Below are 16,249 nucleotides of genomic sequence, written 5' to 3' on the forward strand. Positions count from 1 at the left end.
CTCCCACAGGGGATTGCATTCCAAATGTGGGAGCCGGGCTTGCCCGCGATGAGGCCCTGAAAGCCACTAACAAAGGCCCGCATTGCGCGGGCCTTTTTTCAAGCAGCGATCAACCTGCGACCAATACCCGAATCGCTTCCAGACGCAAAGCCGCTTTATCCAGCATCGCCAAACCTTGCTCACGCTGGTTGCGCAGCGCGACCAGTTCACTGTCACGCACGGTCGGGTTGACCGCTTGCAACGCGGTCAGGCGTGCCAGTTCTTCGTCGGTGTCTGCGGCCAGGCGGCGTTTCGCTTCGGCGACGCGCTCGGCATGTTGCGGGGTGATCTTCGCTTCGCCGGCGTTGATCCGTGGCGTCAGCTGGTCGCGCTGGGCCTGGACGAACTTGTTGGCGCTGGCCCGCGGTACGCCTTCCAGCTGGTCGTTGAGGGTCACGAACGACACGCGGCTCGACAGGTCGTTGCCATTGGTGTCCAGCAGGCAGCGCAAGGCCGCCGGTGGCAGGTAACGGCCCAATTGCAACGAGCGCGGCGCGACTACTTCACTTACGTAAAGCAGCTCCAGCAATACGGTGCCCGGCTTGAGCGCTTTGTTCTTGATCAGCGCCACGGCGGTATTGCCCATGGAGCCCGACAGCACCAGGTCCATGCCACCTTGCACCATCGGGTGTTCCCAGGTGATGAACTGCATGTCTTCGCGCGACAGCGCCTGGTCGCGGTCGTAGGTGATGGTCACGCCTTCGTCGTCGCCCAGGGGGAAGCTGGCGTCGAGCATTTTTTCGCTGGGCTTGAGGATCAGCGCGTTTTCCGAATGGTCTTCGCTGTCGATGCCGAACGCATCGAACAGGGTTTCCATATAGATCGGCAGGGCGAATTGATCGTCTTGTTCCAGGATGGCTTCCACCAGCGCATCGCCTTCGCCGGCGCCGCCGGAGTTCAGCTCCAGCAGGCGGTCGCGGCCGGTGTGCAGCTCTTCTTCCAGACGCTCGCGCTCGGCACGTGCTTCATCGATCAGGGCTTGCCACTCGCCGTCGTCGGCGTTTTCCAGCAACGGCAGCAGGCGCGGGCCGAACTGATGCTGCAGGGCGTTACCGGTCGGGCAGGTGTTGAGGAAGGCGTTGAGTGCCTCGTGGTACCACTGGAACAGACGCTCCTGCGGGCTGGTTTCCAGGTACGGTACGTGCAGTTCGATCACATGCTTCTGGCCGATCCGGTCCAGACGGCCGATCCGCTGTTCCAGCAGGTCGGGGTGGGACGGCAGGTCGAACAGCACCAGGTGGTGGGAGAACTGGAAGTTGCGGCCTTCACTGCCGATCTCGGAGCAGATCAGCACCTGGGCGCCGAACTCTTCGTCAGCGAAGTAGGCGGCGGCGCGGTCACGTTCGAGAATGTTCATGCCCTCGTGGAACACCGTGGCCGGGATGCCGGAGCGCACGCGCAGGGCGTCTTCCAGGTCCATGGCGGTTTCGGCATGGGCGCAGATCACCAGCACTTTGGTGCGCTTGAGCATTTTCAGCTGGTCGATCAGCCACTCGACGCGCGGGTCGAAGCGCCACCAGCGGTTTTCTTCCTCGATGTCCGGTTGCGACTGGAAGCTGACTTCCGGGTACAGCTCGGCGTGTTCGCCCAGCGGCAGTTCGAGGTATTCGTCCGGGTTCGGCAGCGGGTAGGCGTGCAGTTTGCGCTCCGGGAAGCCCTGCACCGCGGCGCGGGTGTTGCGGAACAGCACGCGGCCGGTGCCGTGGCGGTCGAGCAGTTCACGCACCAGGCGGGCGCTGGCTTCGGTGTCGCCATCGTTGACGGCGGTCAGCAGCGCTTCGCCTTCATTGCCGAGGAAACCCTGGATGGTCTGGTGGGCGGCCGGTGACAGACGGCCCTTGTCCAGCAGTTCCTGCACGGCTTCGGCCACCGGGCGGTAGTTCTCGCTCTCGGCGCGGAAGGCGGCGAGGTCGTGGAAGCGGTTCGGGTCCAGCAGGCGCAGGCGTGCGAAGTGGCTGTCCTGGCCCAGTTGTTCCGGGGTGGCGGTGAGCAGCAACACGCCAGGAATGACCTCGGCCAGTTGCTCGACCAGCGCGTATTCCGGGCTGACCTTGTCTTCATGCCAGACCAGGTGGTGGGCTTCGTCGACCACCATCAAGTCCCAACCGGCGGCGAACAGCGCATCCTGGGCCTTTTCGTCATCCACCAGCCACTCCAGGGCCACGAGCGCGAGCTGGGTGTCTTCGAACGGGTTGGTGGCATCGCTTTCGATAAAGCGCTCTTCGTCGAACAGCGCTACTTGCAGGTTGAAGCGGCGGCGCATTTCCACCAGCCACTGGTGCTGCAGGTTTTCCGGCACCAGGATCAGCACGCGGCTGGCGCGGCCCGAGAGCAGTTGGCGATGGATCACCAGGCCGGCTTCGATGGTCTTGCCCAGGCCCACTTCGTCGGCCAGCAATACCCGTGGCGCGATACGGTCGGCGACTTCACGGGCAATGTGCAATTGGTGGGCAATCGGTTGCGCACGTACGCCACCCAGGCCCCACAACGACGACTGCAATTGGCGGCTGGTGTGTTCCAGGGTGTGGTAGCGCAGCGAGAACCAGGCCAGCGGGTCGATCTGCCCGGCGAACAGGCGGTCGCTGGCCAGGCGGAACTGGATGAAGTTGGACAGTTGGGTTTCCGGCAGGGTGACCTGTTCGTTCTGCCCGTTGAGGCCGTGGTAAACCAGCAGGCCGTCGACGTCGTCGACTTCCTGCACGGTCATCTTCCAGCCTTCGAAATGGGTGATGGAGTCACCCGGCGAAAACCTCACGCGGGTGAGGGGCGCATTCCGTAGCGCATACTGGCGGGTGTCGCCAGTGGCCGGATAGAGCACGGTCAACAAGCGGCCGTCCTGTGCCAGAACGGTGCCTAACCCCAGCTCTGCTTCGCTGTCACTAATCCAGCGTTGCCCCGGTTGATACTGCTGCGCCATGCTGCCTGACTCCCGCCGTGAAAAAGCCGACTATCTTAACGGAACAAGCCCCCCAGCCAAAGGACTCTGACAAAAACTACTCCGTTTGGGTGAAGCTTCGGAAGCCGAATCGACGGGTGGCGGGCACTTGCGAGTGTCGACTGGGTCACAGGTTGGCGAGCGGGCGCTCAAGTCAGCCTGCGCCCCGCCGACAGCCTGTTGACCAGGAGAATTAACCTTATGTTGCCACCCATGCTGCCCGTCAACGTTGTGCCGGTCACGTCACAACTTGACCCGGTGCGCCAGAAGCCGGATATACCGCCCGTGGTGCCAGTGCAGCCGGGTTCCAACGAAAGCACCATCGACCTGAAAAAGGGCGATGCCGAGCAGTCGACCTTTCTGTTGCGCGAAGAACAGCGTCGTCAGCAGGAGCAACAAAAGCGCCGGCGCGAAGCCGACGAAGACCCGGAGCAGCACCTGGCGATCCCGGGCAACGAGCTTAACGCCGACAACACCGTGCCCGTGGTGCCGCTGATCGAAGACGCACCGCGCCAGGGCTTGTGGGTGGACGTCGAAGTCTAGGTGCTGTACGAAAGCCTAGTCGCGCAACTCCCGCAGGGCCGCCAGCAACAGCTCGATGTCGTCATCGGTGTTGAGCGGGCTGACGGAAATCCGCGCAATGCTGTTCAGACCCCGTGCCTGCATATCCAGTGGGGTATACGCCACGCCGTTGGCGCCGATATTGATCCGCTTCAATCCCAGTCGCCGTTTGAGCTCGAAGGCCTCCCAACCGGCCAGGTTGAAGGCGATCAGGCCTGAGTGGGCCGTTCCCAAATCATGCAGGGTGATGCCCTGGATCTGACGCAGGGCTGTACGAATCCGTTCGCTGGTCTGGGCAACCCGCTGCCATGCCCGCTCGATACCCAGCCTATTCATCTCTTGCAAGGCATTCCCCAGACCGGCCAGCAGGGCGAGGGACGCTTCGCTGGTTTCAAAGCGCCGGGCGTCGTTGCGCAGGTCGAAACCCTGGGCATTCCAGGGCGCCGAAAACACATCGCGCTGGGCCGGCTCAAGGCGGTGCAGGAATTCCGGCCGCACATACAGCAACGCCGTGCCCCGTGGCCCGCGCAGGTGTTTGCGGCCTGCCGACTTGAGCACATCGCAGTGCTGCGCCTTGACATCCACCGGTATCTGGCCGACGGCCTGCCCGGCATCGATGAAGTAGGGGATGCCCTGACGCCGGGCTACTTCGCCGATGGCCTGGGCCGGGTTGATCAGGCCGCCATTGGCCGGCAGCCAGGTGAGGTCGATCAGTTTGACCTGGTCATCGATCATCGCCTCCAGCGCAATCGGGCAGACCGCGCCGCTGTCATCACACGGGATGACTTCCACGCGGGCCCCGGCTTGCACCGCCAGTTCCATACTGGCCAGGTTGCCGCCCCATTCGTGACGCCCGACCAGAATTCGGTCGCCAGGCTGCCACCGCCCCAGCGCCTGGAACGCCAGGCTCCAGGCGCTCGAACCACTGCTGGCAAAGGCAATCGAAGACGCCGGCGCGTTGAGCAGTTGTCCGGCAGCGCGTCGGGCTTTTTCCACCAGCACCGCGCCGTGTTCGCCGGCCTCCATCGGGCCGTCGCGGGCTTCGCGTTGCAGTTGCTCGGTGACTGCGTCGAGGGTCGCCTGGCTGGGCAGGGACGCACCGGCGTGGTTGAAGTGCACAATGCCGGACTGGCAGCCAGGCGTGTCGTCCCGCAGGTGCTGGACTTCCAGCGGGCTCACGGCTGCAGCTCGAAAATCGCGTCAACCTCCACCGCTACGCCGGCGGGCAGGCTGGACACCCCGACAGCGGTGCGCACATGACGGCCCTGGTCGCCGAGGGCGTTGACCAGCAGATTCGAGGCGCCATTGGCCACGACGCTCTGTTGCTTGAAGTCACCGCTGCTGGCGATGAATACGCCCAGGCGCACGGTGCGGACCAACCGCGACAGGTCATCCCCGAGTGCGTGGCTCAATTGCCCCAACAGACCCAGCGCCGCGAGCTCGGCGGCCTGGGCGCCTTCGGCATCGCTGAGGGATTCGCCCAGCCGACCGATAAAGGCAGGCTTGCCGTCGATCAACGGGATTTGCCCGGAGATGAACAGCTGGTTCTGGCTGATCACGTGGTTGATGTAGTTGGCGATCGGCTGGCTGGGTGTTGGCAAGCTCAGGCCGAGGCCTTGTACACGTTGGCGGATGGAAGTACTCATGGCGAAATCCTCAGGGTTGACGAGGTTTCAGCATGGCGGTCGTGCGATGGAGCGACAAACGGATAGATCTCACACGACGTATCGAAAAAACTCACGCGTCGGCGCAGGCGTCCTTCAGCCAGTCGCTGAAGCACCGCGCCGCTTCGCTGATCGGTGCTTGAGGGGCGATCAGCCAGTAGCCGATATCGCTGTGAAACGGCGGCCAATCGAAGGCTTCCACCAGGCTGCCGTCCTGGAGCCGGCGTTCGATCAAATGGTGGCGGCCCATGGCGATGCCTTGGCCGGCCACGGCGGCTTCGACCACGATGTTGTAGTCGTGCAGCATCACCCGAGGGTGGCGTTCCAGATCGACCTGATAGTGGGCAGACCAATCCGTCCACTCGAAAGGGCGGTGCGAGGTGGCCATCAACAGCGGGCCGTTGTGCAATTGGCTGGCCTTGAACCCTGGGCTGCATACGGGAGAGATGATTTCTGCCATCAGTCGTGTGGCCTGTACGTCGGGCCAGTCTCCCTTGCCATAGCGGATAGCCAGGTCGACCTCGGCGGCAGCGACGTTCGCCAGTTGAATCGCCGGTAACAGCTCCACCTGGATATGCGGGTAGCGGCTGAGAAACCCTGCCAGTCGCGGTGCCAACCATAGCGTGGCAAAGGAGGCGAGCAGACCGATGCGCAGCACCGTGGCGCTGGGCGTTTCCCGTTGGGTTCGGGTGGCGGCGGCGATGGCGTCCAGGGCGGGGCGGATCTCGTCGTAATAGTGTTGACCGTCTGTCGTCAGATCAATGGCACGGGTGCGTCGGATAAATAAGGGTTTGCCCAGGTACTGTTCGAGCTTTTGCACCTGGTGACTCAAGGCGCTCTGGGTCACCGACAATTCATTCGCCGCCTTGATAAAGCTCAAGTGCCGCGCCACGGCTTCAAAGGCGCGCAGGGCCAACAGCGGGGGAAGGTTGTTGTGCAGTGCCATCAGCGTGCTTCTATCGAACCTGGAGACATGGCGATTTTGGGCGATGACCTGCCGTTTGTCGCGCGCTGAATTTGCCGTAACGTAGGAGAGGCCGCATTATTGAGCCAATCCCGCCACGACGTAAGCCAAGCCATGAGTGATGATGACAAGCTGATCGACCTGAATGCCGAGCGTGCCAAACGTATTCACGACCTCAACGACAAACGTTTGAATGAAGTACGCCAGGCGTTTGAGCAGGCGATGCCGCTGGGCAAAAGCAAGAAAAAGTCGAAGAACAAACCGAAAAAGCGTTGAAGCGACTTGCATCTCTTGATGCAGGTCAGCAGTTGCCTTTCTTTACGCCCCTTTGCGGGCGACATTGATCCCCGTCAATTTTTCAAACCGCGTTCTCCATTAACTTAGCCCTATCGCAACAGGGCAAGTGCAGGAGGCCGATCATGTTTTTCGACAATGTGGTCTTCGCCGGAGTGCTGACGGTCAGCCTCATGGTGATGTTTTTTGCAGGGTTTGGAATTTTTATCTGGAGAGACGCGAATAAGCGCAACAAGCGCTGAGTCGCTTCGGATACAGGGGCACGCAAGGCATTTTGGGCGACTTCGGTCGCCCTTTTTTTTGCCTGCTATTTAACAAACGAAGATCAACTGTGGGAGCCGGGCTTGCCCGCGATAGCGGAGTGTCAGTCGATGATGTTTTGGCTGGCCCCGCGCAATCGCGGGCAAGCCCGGCTCCCACAATTGGACCGTGACGGATTTAAAGTCAGGCAATAAAAAAGGTGCGAACCTCGCGGATCGCACCTTTTTTATTGCGGGCGTTTTATCAACTGCCCAGCGCCTTGGACGCCAGCCAGAACAACCCGGCCGACAGGCCCACGGTGGCGGGCAGGGTGAGTACCCAGGCCATCAGGATGGTCTTCACGGTGCCGCCTTGCAGGCCGCTCTTGTTGGCGACCATGGTGCCGGCCACGCCCGAGGACAGTACGTGGGTGGTGGACACCGGCAGGCTGAAGATGTTGGCCAGGCCGATCATGCTGGCGGTGGTGATCTGGGCCGACATGCCCTGGGCATAGGTCATGCCCTGCTTGCCGATCTTTTCACCGATGGTCAGTACCACGCGTTTCCAGCCGACCATGGTGCCCAGGCCCAAAGCCAGTGCCACGGCGAGGATCACCCAGAACGGGGCGTATTCGGTGGTGGCGGTCAGGTCCTTGCGCAACTTGTCGAGGTCGGACTTCTCACGCGCATCCAGGCCCGGCAACTTGCCGACTTTCTTCGCGGTGTCGTCCAGGCACAGCAAGTAACGGCGCACTTCGATACGGTGTTCGGCGGTCAGCGAGTGATAGTCGGAAACACCTTTGAGGGTGCTGACCAGCGCATTGATGGTTGGCTCGGTCTGCTGCGGGTTGCACTGGAACTTGCCGGGCAGGTCGTCTTTCACGCTTTTGCCCAAGGCCAGGAACTCGCCGAGGGTCGCGTTATTGCGCTGATAGAACTGGCTCAGGTGCACGGTGGCGTCGCGGGTGCGTTCGATCTGGTAAGTGGTGCTGCCCAGGTCGAGTACGAATTGCGCCGGAACGATGCCGATCAGCACCAGCATGATCAGGCCAATACCCTTCTGGCCGTCGTTGGAACCGTGCACGAAACTCACGGCCATGGCGGAAATCACCAGGACCAGGCGGTTCCAGAAGGGCGGGTGCTTCTTGTCGTCGAGCTTGCGGCGCTGGTCCGGGGTTTTGTGCATCTTGGACAGCGGGCGCCACCATTTGAGGCCGATCAGCACCAGTGCGGCGACCAGGAAGCCCGCCATTGGCGAGAACACCAGGGAGGCGCCGATATCGATCGCTTTCTGCCAGTTCACCCCGTCCGCCAGAGGAATGTCGTTGATCAGGGCGTTGGCCAGACCGACGCCGAGGATCGAACCGATCAGGGTATGGGAGCTGGAAGCGGGAATACCGAAGTACCAGGTCCCCAGGTTCCAGGTGATGGCGGCTGCCAGCAACGAGAAGACCATGGCCAGGCCGTGGCCGGTGTTCACATTGATCAGCAACTCCACCGGCAGCAAGTGCACGATGGCATAGGCGACACCCACACCGCCGAGCAGCACGCCGAGGAAGTTGAACACCCCGGAGAAGAACACGGCCAGGTGAGGTGGCATGGCTTTGGTGTAGATGACTGTGGCCACCGCGTTAGCGGTGTCATGAAAGCCATTGATGAACTCGAAGGCGAGGACAAAGGCCAGGGCGAGCAACAGGCTCACTAGAACCCAAGCATCCAGTCCGCTGAATAAATCGATCATGAAGGTTTTCTGACCCGGTCGTAAGGGGGCGCGATTATGCCAGAAAACCTTGGTAATCGATGCACTAGCTGCTCATCGGTAACAATCTTCAATGAAAAAAAACGTGGGAATCCCATGCATCCCAGGGTTTACGGGGCTTTGACAAGTCTTTGATTTATAAAGCCTGGGCCGAGTAACAGGGCGTTTTGTCATCAAAACGTCAAGTCTGAAACATTTGTATGAAATTTCACGGCTGACCGAGAGAGGCAAGCTTTCCGGCTGCTAGCCATAAGCCAGCTACCGAGACTTGACCAAGGGCTCGAACCGAAGGGCTCAGGGCTCGTCGGCCTTGAGTTCCTGTTCAATCTTCTGGATTTCCTGAGCGAAGGCCTGATCGAGCAGGCTGGCTCGTTTGCGCCAGGGTTTGCGTTCAGGTTCCGGTTGGGCGGCGTAAGTGGTGACTTCTCCGCCGTAAACATCCTTGTAACGTTGCTCCTGGCGCTCAAGTTCCGCGCGCAGTTCATCTTTCGTCACAGTATTACCTAATTAAGTTGAGGGTCATGACAGTAGAGCGTTATTCCTGAATACCGACCGCGAGGTATTTCAAATTGAACCCTTCAAGTTTGAAACAGGCCGGGCGGTGACTCTTGCCGGCTGTCCTTCCGGACAGATACTTGCGAACTGCTGTGCACGGTGTGTGCATGAGTGGCGAAGTCCGATCCCGGTATGAGCAGCGCTGAACGCCATACAGGCCGTAGTATAACGATGCATTCGAATAAAACTATCACTCTGAAGTTAAAAACTGCCCACTTTGTGTGAGCGTTTTGTTACACGACAGCGTCGGAACTTGTTGAGTTTCTGGCGCCATAAATTTTGCGGGCATCCAAGCGCATTACAGCAAACTTCCACTTTAAGGGGGCAGCACGATAGTGCGTGTCAAAATTGCGATAATCGAATGGCTGTCCGATAATCGCACAATGTTGCCGATGCCGTCTTGTGCATCCCGACAGGCGCGGCTTGTAATAGCCGCCAACCCTCCCAGTGATCAAAAACAAGAGAAAGGATCCCGAGATGAACGATCAATTGCGCAACTCCTTCGCGTCAGTGGCGCCCCCGATCGTTGCCTCCCCGGCCAAGCGCATCCAGGCCCTTACCGGCGATCCGGACTTCATGACCTCCCTGGCCCGGGGCCTTGCCGTAGTGCAGGCGTTCCAGGAGCGCAAGCGTCACCTGACCATTGCCCAGATCAGTCACCGTACGGAAATCCCCCGCGCCGCCGTGCGCCGATGCCTGCACACCCTGATCAAACTCGGCTACGCCACCACCGACGGGCGTACCTACTCACTGCTGCCCAAGGTCCTGACCCTGGGTCATGCCTATTTGTCGTCCACACCCCTGGCGGTGTCGGCCCAGCCCTATCTGGACCGCATGAGCGAGCAACTGCACGAAGCCTGCAACATGGCTACGCTCGAAGGCGACGACATCCTCTACATCGCCCGTTCGGCCACCACTCAGCGCCTGATTTCCGTGGACCTGTCGGTCGGTGGCCGGCTGCCGGCGTATTGCACGTCCATGGGCCGCATCCTGTTGGCGGCACTGGATGACGCTTCGCTGCAGGACTACCTCGACCATGCCGACCTGCAAACCAAGACCAGCCGCACCCTCACCACGCCCCAGGCCTTGTTCGAATGCTTGCAGCAAGTGCGACAGCAGGGTTGGTGCATCGTCGATCAGGAATTGGAGCAGGGGCTGCGGTCCATTGCGGTGCCGGTGTATGACGCGTCCGGCCAGGTGCTGGCGGCGCTCAACGTCAGCACCCACGCGGCCCGGGTCAGCCGCAGCGAGCTCGAGCAGCGATTCCTGCCGAGCATGCTCAGTGCCAGCCGAGAGTTGAGCGCGCAGCTGTTTGCCTAAGTGTTCGGTGATCGCACAGATCCCGGTCTGATGAATTGACGGTGTTTCCCCCGGCTTATTAATGTGCGGCAGCGCTCCCAGAGTGCTCCATAACAACGATGGCCGCAGGTCGTCAGCCCGCCCCCGGTGTGGAAATAAAAATAATGAATCAGCCTTCTGTCGGTACTCCCCTGGACGTGCAGTCCTTTATCAACGCCCAGCCACTGTCGCGCTATCAGTGGCGCGTGGTGATCCTGTGTTTCCTGATCGTTTTCCTCGATGGCCTCGACACCGCCGCCATGGGCTTTATTGCGCCGGCCCTGTCCCAGGACTGGGGCATCGACCGCGCCAGCCTCGGCCCGGTGATGAGTGCCGCATTGATCGGCATGGTGTTCGGTGCCCTGGGTTCCGGCCCGCTGGCCGACCGTTTTGGCCGCAAAGTCGTGCTGGTGGGCGCGGTGCTGGTGTTCGGTGCCTTCAGCCTGGCGTCAGCCTACAGCAGCAACGTCGACCAGCTGCTGGTGCTGCGTTTCCTCACCGGGCTGGGCCTGGGCGCCGGCATGCCGAATGCCACCACGCTGCTGTCCGAATACACGCCTGAACGGCACAAGTCGCTGTTGGTCACCAGCATGTTTTGTGGTTTCAATCTGGGCATGGCCGGTGGCGGGTTTATTTCGGCCAAGCTGATCCCGGCGTTCGGCTGGCATGCGCTGTTGATGATCGGTGGCATCCTCCCGCTGATATTGGTGGTGGTCCTGATGCTGTGGCTGCCGGAGTCGGCGCGTTACCTGGTGGTGCGCAACCGGGGCACGGACAAGGTGCGCAAAACCCTGTCGCCCATCGAGCCCGGCATCGTTGCCCAGGCCACCAGCTTCAGCGTGCCCGAGCAAAAAACCGTCAAGGCTCGCAACGTGTTCGCGGTGATTTTCTCCGGTACCTACAGCGCCGGCACCTTGCTGCTGTGGCTGACTTATTTCATGGGCCTGGTCATCGTGTACCTGCTGACCAGCTGGCTGCCGACCCTGATGCGTGACAGTGGCGCGAGCCTGGAGCAGGCCGCGTTCATCGGTGCGCTGTTCCAGTTCGGTGGCGTGTTGAGTGCGGTCGGTGTGGGCTGGGCGATGGATCGCTTCAATCCCCACAAGGTTATCGGCACTTTCTACCTGCTGGCCGGGGTGTTTGCCTACGCGGTGGGACAGAGCCTGGGCAACATCACGCTGCTGGCGACGCTGGTGCTGATCGCCGGGATGTGCGTCAACGGCGCGCAATCGGCGATGCCCTCCCTGGCGGCACGTTTCTACCCCACCCAGGGTCGCGCCACCGGCGTGTCGTGGATGCTTGGCATTGGTCGCTTCGGCGCCATCCTGGGGGCCTGGATGGGCGCCACGCTGCTGGGCCTGGGCTGGCACTTCGAACAGGTGCTCACCGCGTTGGTGATTCCCGCTGCGCTGGCCACTGCGGCAGTGGTGATCAAGGGGCTGGTCAGCCACGCCGACGCCACCTGAGGCCCGACGCGGTAAAAATGTGGGAACAACCAATGTGGGAGCGGGCTTGCCCGCGAAGACGGTGTGTCAGTCACAGATATTTCGGTTGACCCACCGCATTCGCGAGCAAGCCCGCTCCCACAAAAGCCAGCTTCCACATGCACCGTGTGGGTCCGGATGGTTAGCAAGATAACAATCTGTTCGATAATCGAACACTGAGTCGATTATCGGATTGTTTGACCCATTTCCCCGGCTTAACCTTCAAGCACTTCGGCGCCACCTCAGCGCCTTTTTCGATCCACACCGGGAGCCCGAACCCCATGGCTGAAATTCTTGCGCTGCGCGACGCGGTGAAGCACTTCGTGAACGACGGCGATACCGTTGCACTGGAAGGCTTCACCCACCTGATCCCTACGGCAGCGGGTCATGAAATCATTCGTCAGGGCAAGAAAGACCTGACGTTGGTGCGCATGACGCCTGACCTGATCTACGACCAGTTGATTGGCGCCGGTTGTGCCCGCAAGTTGATTTTCTCCTGGGGCGGCAACCCGGGCGTGGGCTCCCTGCATCGCCTGCGTGACGCGGTGGAGAAGCAATGGCCGCAACCGCTGGAAATCGAAGAACACAGCCACGCTGACCTGGCCAATGCCTACGTCGCCGGCGCTTCCGGCCTGCCGTTCGCCGTGCTGCGTGCCTACGCCGGTTCCGACCTGCCCAAGGTCAACCCGTTGATCAAGAGCGTGACCTGCCCGTTCACCGGCGAAGTGCTGGCGGCGGTGCCTTCAGTGCGTCCGGACGTCACGGTGATCCACGCGCAAAAAGCCGACCGCAAGGGCAACGTACTGCTGTGGGGCATTCTGGGGGTGCAGAAGGAAGCGGCCCTGGCAGCCAAACGCTGCATCGTGACCGTCGAGGAGATCGTCGACGACCTGAACGCCCCGATGAATGCCTGTGTGTTGCCGACCTGGGCACTGACCGCCGTGTGCCATGTGCCAGGCGGCGCGCACCCGTCATACGCCCACGGTTACACCGAGCGCGACAACCGCTTTTATCAGGCGTGGGACCCGATTGCCCGTGACCGTGGGACTTTTACTGCCTGGATCGACGAATACATCCACGGCACCGCCGACTTCAGTGAATTCCAGGCCAAGCTGGCCACCGCGCAGGAGGCTCAGTAATGGCTTACTCCACCAATGAAATGATGACCGTCGCCGCGGCGCGCCGCCTCAAGAACGGCTCCGTCTGCTTTGTCGGCATCGGCCTGCCGTCCAAGGCCGCCAACCTGGCGCGCCTGACCTCGTCGCCGGACGTGGTGCTGATCTACGAATCCGGCCCGATTGGCGCCAAACCCTCGGTGCTGCCGCTGTCCATCGGTGACGGCGAACTGGCCGAAACCGCGGATACCGTGGTGCCGACCGGCGAGATCTTTCGCTACTGGCTGCAGGGCGGACGTATCGACGTAGGCTTCCTCGGTGCGGCCCAGGTCGACCGTTTCGGCAACATCAACACCACCGTGGTGGGTGACTATCATCAGCCCAAGGTTCGTTTGCCGGGTGCCGGTGGCGCGCCGGAAATCGCCGGTTCCGCCAAGAGCGTGCTGATCATCCTCAAGCAGTCGGCGCGCTCGTTTGTCGACAAGCTGGACTTCATCACCTCGGTCGGTCACGGCGAAGGCGGCGATTCGCGCAAACGCCTCGGCCTGCCGGGCGCCGGGCCTGTAGGCATCATTACCGACCTGTGCATCATGGAGCCGGAAGCCGGCACCCATGAATTCGTGGTCACCGCGCTGCACCCTGGCGTGACCCGCGAGCAAGTGGTGGCCGCGACCGGCTGGCCGGTTCGGTTTGCCGCTGAAGTGAGCACCACTGCCGAACCCACCGAAACCGAATTGACGGCCTTGCGCGACCTCGAAGCCCGCACCGCCGCAGCCCATGGCCAAGCGCCGGGAGAAGCCTGATGCGCGACGTATTTATCTGTGACGCCATTCGTACCCCCATCGGCCGTTTCGGCGGGGGCCTGTCCACCGTGCGTGCCGACGACCTGGCGGCGCTGCCGATCAAGGCACTGATCGAGCGCAACCCGTCGGTGGACTGGAGCGCGGTGGATGAAGTGTTCCTCGGCTGCGCCAACCAGGCCGGTGAAGACAACCGCAACGTGGCGCGCATGGCGCTGTTGCTGGCCGGGTTGCCGGACAGCATTCCGGGTGTGACCCTCAACCGCCTGTGCGCTTCGGGCATGGATGCAATCGGCACCGCTTTCCGTGCCATCGCCAGTGGGGAAATGGAGTTGGCGCTGGCCGGTGGTGTCGAGTCGATGTCCCGCGCGCCGTTCGTGATGGGCAAGGCCGACACGGCGTTCTCACGCAACATGAAGCTGGAAGACACCACCATCGGCTGGCGTTTCATCAACCCGCTGATGAAGGCCCAGTACGGCGTGGATGCGATGCCGCAAACCGCCGACAACGTCGCTGACGACTACAAGGTATCCCGTGCCGACCAGGACGCCTTTGCCCTGCGCAGCCAACAACGCACCGCTGCCGCGCAGGCGGCCGGGTTCTTCGCCGAAGAGATCGTGCCGGTGCGCATCGCCCACAAAAAAGGCGAGACCCTCGTTGAACACGATGAACACCCACGGGCCGACACCACCCTGGAAGCGTTGACCAGACTCAAACCGGTCAATGGCCCGGACAAGACGGTCACCGCCGGCAATGCCTCCGGCGTGAATGACGGGGCGGCGGCGTTGATCCTGGCTTCCGCCGAGGCGGTCAAGCAACACGGCCTGACCGCCCGCGCCCGTGTGCTGGGCATGGCCAGCGCCGGTGTGGCGCCGCGTGTGATGGGCATCGGCCCGGTTCCGGCGGTTCGCAAGCTGGTGGAGCGCCTCGGCCTGGCGGTGACCGATTTCGACGTGATCGAACTCAACGAAGCCTTCGCCAGCCAAGGCTTGGCGGTGTTGCGCGAGCTGGGCATCGCCGACGACGCGCCGCAGGTCAACCCGAACGGCGGCGCGATCGCCCTCGGCCACCCGCTGGGCATGAGCGGCGCGCGCCTGGTGTTGACCGCCTTGCATCAGTTGGAAAAAACCGGCGGCCGCAAGGGCCTTGCGACCATGTGCGTGGGTGTCGGCCAAGGCCTGGCCCTGGCGATTGAACGCATCTAACAAGAGAGGATGGCTTCATGAGTGACAAGCCCGGTTACCGGCGCCCGCAAGCGGGCACTCAACCTGATTACCTGCACCCGGCCTATCAGTCGACGAACCTGCGTTCGCCGTCCAAGCCGCTGGTGTTTCTGCCCCATTCCCTGTCGGAAATCACCGGCCCGACCATCGGCGCCGAGCGGGTCAACCCGAAGGACAACGACCTCACTGCCCAGCATGACGGCGAGCCCCAGGGCGAGCGCATCATCATTCACGGGCGCGTGCTGGATGAAAACGGCCTGCCGGTGCCGGGCATTCTCGTGGAGATCTGGCAGGCCAACGCCGCCGGGCGCTACAACCACAAGCGCGACCTGCACGACGCGCCGCTGGACCCGAACTTCAGCGGCACCGGGCGCACCGTCACCGATGCCGATGGCTGGTACCAGTTCCAGACCATCAAGCCTGGCGCCTACCCGTGGGGCAACCACCACAACGCGTGGCGCCCGGCGCACATCCACTTTTCGCTGTTCGGCCCCAGCGTGCTGACGCGACTGGTCACACAGATGTACTTCCCCGGCGACCCGCTGCTGGAATATGACCCGATCTACAACTGCGTACCGGACACCTCGGCCAAGGAACGCTTGATCGCGCGTTTCGACCTGGAAAAAACCATTCCTTCCTATGCCCTCGGCTACCGCTGGGACATCGTCCTGCGTGGCCGCGACGCTACGCCGATGGAGAAATGAGATGACACTCAACGCGACCACGTCCCACACCGTCGGGCCGTATTACCACATCGGCCTGACCTGGCTGAACCGCGAAGACCTGACCACTGCCGCCACCCTCGGCGAGCGCGTGGCGATCAGCGGTCAGGTGGTGGATGGCAATGGCGATGTCGTCAATGACGCCATGCTCGAGGTCTGGCAGGCCAATGCCGCCGGCAAATACGACCACCCGGAAGATGAGCAGGACAAGGCTGTAGACCCCAGCTTCGAAGGCTTTGGACGGGTGCCGGTCGATGGGGAAGGGCGGTTTCGCTTCACCACCATCAAGCCCGGCGCCGTGCCGGGATTGCACGGCACCACCCAAGCGCCGCACCTGGTGGTGCTGGTGTTTGCCCGTGGGTTGGTGAAGCACCTGTTGACGCGGATTTATTTTGACGGTGAAGCGCTGAATGGCGATGACCCGCTGCTGGGGTGTGTGCCGTCAGAACGGCGCAACACCTTGATTGCCAAGCCTGATGCAGAGGGTGTGCATCAGTGGAATGTGATCTTGCAGGGCACGGACAGGGAGACGGTGTTCTTCGATTATTGAGTTGGTC

16 protein-coding genes are annotated in these 16,249 nt (G+C 62.1%); 10 read left to right on the forward strand and 6 right to left on the reverse strand.

Translation table 11 applies throughout. The annotated features are described in order from the left end of the window. Positions 1-109 precede the first annotated feature (109 nt). Positions 110-2,956, reverse strand: a complete 2,847-nt coding sequence (gene rapA / locus ACW9IN_RS14195) for an RNA polymerase-associated protein RapA (protein ID WP_457366469.1) — start codon at positions 2,954-2,956, stop codon at positions 110-112. A 219-nt stretch (positions 2,957-3,175) separates the two neighbouring features. On the opposite strand from rapA, the gene ACW9IN_RS14200 reads away from it, so the two are divergent. After that, positions 3,176-3,517, forward strand: coding sequence for an aspartate-semialdehyde dehydrogenase (locus ACW9IN_RS14200; RefSeq protein ID WP_457366470.1), 342 nt, complete (start codon positions 3,176-3,178; stop codon positions 3,515-3,517). A gap of 15 nt (positions 3,518-3,532) precedes the next feature. On the opposite strand, the gene ACW9IN_RS14205 is transcribed toward ACW9IN_RS14200, so the two are convergent. The 3 genes from ACW9IN_RS14205 to ACW9IN_RS14215 all read right to left on the reverse strand — a co-directional run bounded on the left by ACW9IN_RS14205 (position 3,533) and on the right by ACW9IN_RS14215 (position 6,145). Next, positions 3,533-4,714, reverse strand: coding sequence for an aminotransferase class V-fold PLP-dependent enzyme (locus tag ACW9IN_RS14205; RefSeq protein ID WP_457366471.1), 1,182 nt, complete (start codon positions 4,712-4,714; stop codon positions 3,533-3,535). After that, the gene (locus ACW9IN_RS14210; RefSeq protein ID WP_457366472.1) at positions 4,711-5,181 is read right to left on the reverse strand and encodes a RidA family protein; all 471 of its coding nucleotides are present in this window, start codon (positions 5,179-5,181) and stop codon (positions 4,711-4,713) included. The genes ACW9IN_RS14205 and ACW9IN_RS14210 overlap by 4 nt, the downstream gene beginning before the upstream one ends. A 91-nt stretch (positions 5,182-5,272) precedes the next feature. Then, positions 5,273-6,145, reverse strand: coding sequence for a LysR substrate-binding domain-containing protein (locus ACW9IN_RS14215; RefSeq protein ID WP_457366473.1), 873 nt, complete (start codon positions 6,143-6,145; stop codon positions 5,273-5,275). Between the two features lie 132 nt (positions 6,146-6,277). Between ACW9IN_RS14215 and ACW9IN_RS14220 the strand changes: the two genes are divergently transcribed. Beyond that, positions 6,278-6,439: a hypothetical protein gene (locus tag ACW9IN_RS14220; RefSeq protein ID WP_457366474.1), complete on the forward strand. Its 162-nt coding sequence runs from the start codon at positions 6,278-6,280 to the stop codon at positions 6,437-6,439. A 143-nt stretch (positions 6,440-6,582) separates the two neighbouring features. Next, positions 6,583-6,699, forward strand: coding sequence for a cytochrome c oxidase subunit CcoM (ccoM, locus tag ACW9IN_RS14225; protein ID WP_457366475.1), 117 nt, complete (start codon positions 6,583-6,585; stop codon positions 6,697-6,699). A gap of 262 nt (positions 6,700-6,961) precedes the next feature. On the opposite strand, the gene ACW9IN_RS14230 is transcribed toward ccoM, so the two are convergent. After that, positions 6,962-8,437, reverse strand: coding sequence for an inorganic phosphate transporter (locus ACW9IN_RS14230; protein ID WP_457366476.1), 1,476 nt, complete (start codon positions 8,435-8,437; stop codon positions 6,962-6,964). A gap of 312 nt (positions 8,438-8,749) precedes the next feature. Continuing rightward, positions 8,750-8,950, reverse strand: a complete 201-nt coding sequence (locus ACW9IN_RS14235) for a hypothetical protein (protein ID WP_457366477.1) — start codon at positions 8,948-8,950, stop codon at positions 8,750-8,752. Positions 8,951-9,487: 537 nt separating this feature from the next. Between ACW9IN_RS14235 and pcaR the strand changes: the two genes are divergently transcribed. The 7 genes from pcaR (at position 9,488) to pcaG (ending at position 16,242) form a co-directional block, all read left to right on the forward strand. Then, positions 9,488-10,330 carry a pca regulon transcriptional regulator PcaR gene (gene pcaR / locus ACW9IN_RS14240; protein WP_457366478.1) on the forward strand — a complete coding sequence of 281 codons (843 nt, stop codon included), beginning with the start codon at positions 9,488-9,490 and terminating at the stop codon, positions 10,328-10,330. Between the two features lie 143 nt (positions 10,331-10,473). Then, positions 10,474-11,814, forward strand: coding sequence for an aromatic acid/H+ symport family MFS transporter (locus ACW9IN_RS14245; RefSeq protein ID WP_457366479.1), 1,341 nt, complete (start codon positions 10,474-10,476; stop codon positions 11,812-11,814). Positions 11,815-12,113: 299 nt separating this feature from the next. Continuing rightward, complete coding sequence (locus ACW9IN_RS14250) at positions 12,114-12,971, forward strand: CoA transferase subunit A (RefSeq protein ID WP_457366480.1); 858 nt, start codon at positions 12,114-12,116, stop codon at positions 12,969-12,971. After that, entirely contained in the window at positions 12,971-13,750 is a 780-nt protein-coding gene (locus ACW9IN_RS14255; RefSeq protein ID WP_457366481.1) for a CoA-transferase subunit beta, read from the forward strand. The genes ACW9IN_RS14250 and ACW9IN_RS14255 overlap by 1 nt, the downstream gene beginning before the upstream one ends. Continuing rightward, positions 13,747-14,952, forward strand: coding sequence for a 3-oxoadipyl-CoA thiolase (gene pcaF, locus ACW9IN_RS14260; protein ID WP_457366498.1), 1,206 nt, complete (start codon positions 13,747-13,749; stop codon positions 14,950-14,952). The genes ACW9IN_RS14255 and pcaF overlap by 4 nt, the downstream gene beginning before the upstream one ends. A gap of 17 nt (positions 14,953-14,969) precedes the next feature. After that, positions 14,970-15,674 carry a protocatechuate 3,4-dioxygenase subunit beta gene (gene pcaH, locus ACW9IN_RS14265; protein WP_457366482.1) on the forward strand — a complete coding sequence of 235 codons (705 nt, stop codon included), beginning with the start codon at positions 14,970-14,972 and terminating at the stop codon, positions 15,672-15,674. A gap of 1 nt (position 15,675) precedes the next feature. Continuing rightward, the gene (gene pcaG / locus ACW9IN_RS14270) at positions 15,676-16,242 is read left to right on the forward strand and encodes a protocatechuate 3,4-dioxygenase subunit alpha (RefSeq protein WP_457366483.1); all 567 of its coding nucleotides are present in this window, start codon (positions 15,676-15,678) and stop codon (positions 16,240-16,242) included. Positions 16,243-16,249: the final 7 nt, after the last annotated feature.

The sequence above is a fragment of the Pseudomonas sp. SDO5271_S396 genome (genome assembly GCF_054071795.1).

What these genes read in the sequence shown, in the direction of transcription:
- ccoM (WP_457366475.1), top strand. Translation starts at nt 6,583, where the DNA reads ATGTTTTTCGACAATGTGGTCTTCGCCGGAGTGCTGACGGTCAGCCTC.
- ACW9IN_RS14210 (WP_457366472.1), bottom strand. Translation starts at nt 5,181, where the DNA reads ATGAGTACTTCCATCCGCCAACGTGTACAAGGCCTCGGCCTGAGCTTG.
- ACW9IN_RS14255 (WP_457366481.1), top strand. Translation starts at nt 12,971, where the DNA reads ATGGCTTACTCCACCAATGAAATGATGACCGTCGCCGCGGCGCGCCGC.
- rapA (WP_457366469.1), bottom strand. Translation starts at nt 2,956, where the DNA reads ATGGCGCAGCAGTATCAACCGGGGCAACGCTGGATTAGTGACAGCGAA.
- ACW9IN_RS14250 (WP_457366480.1), top strand. Translation starts at nt 12,114, where the DNA reads ATGGCTGAAATTCTTGCGCTGCGCGACGCGGTGAAGCACTTCGTGAAC.
- ACW9IN_RS14230 (WP_457366476.1), bottom strand. Translation starts at nt 8,437, where the DNA reads ATGATCGATTTATTCAGCGGACTGGATGCTTGGGTTCTAGTGAGCCTG.
- ACW9IN_RS14215 (WP_457366473.1), bottom strand. Translation starts at nt 6,145, where the DNA reads ATGGCACTGCACAACAACCTTCCCCCGCTGTTGGCCCTGCGCGCCTTT.
- pcaG (WP_457366483.1), top strand. Translation starts at nt 15,676, where the DNA reads ATGACACTCAACGCGACCACGTCCCACACCGTCGGGCCGTATTACCAC.
- pcaH (WP_457366482.1), top strand. Translation starts at nt 14,970, where the DNA reads ATGAGTGACAAGCCCGGTTACCGGCGCCCGCAAGCGGGCACTCAACCT.
- pcaR (WP_457366478.1), top strand. Translation starts at nt 9,488, where the DNA reads ATGAACGATCAATTGCGCAACTCCTTCGCGTCAGTGGCGCCCCCGATC.
- ACW9IN_RS14220 (WP_457366474.1), top strand. Translation starts at nt 6,278, where the DNA reads ATGAGTGATGATGACAAGCTGATCGACCTGAATGCCGAGCGTGCCAAA.
- ACW9IN_RS14245 (WP_457366479.1), top strand. Translation starts at nt 10,474, where the DNA reads ATGAATCAGCCTTCTGTCGGTACTCCCCTGGACGTGCAGTCCTTTATC.
- ACW9IN_RS14200 (WP_457366470.1), top strand. Translation starts at nt 3,176, where the DNA reads ATGTTGCCACCCATGCTGCCCGTCAACGTTGTGCCGGTCACGTCACAA.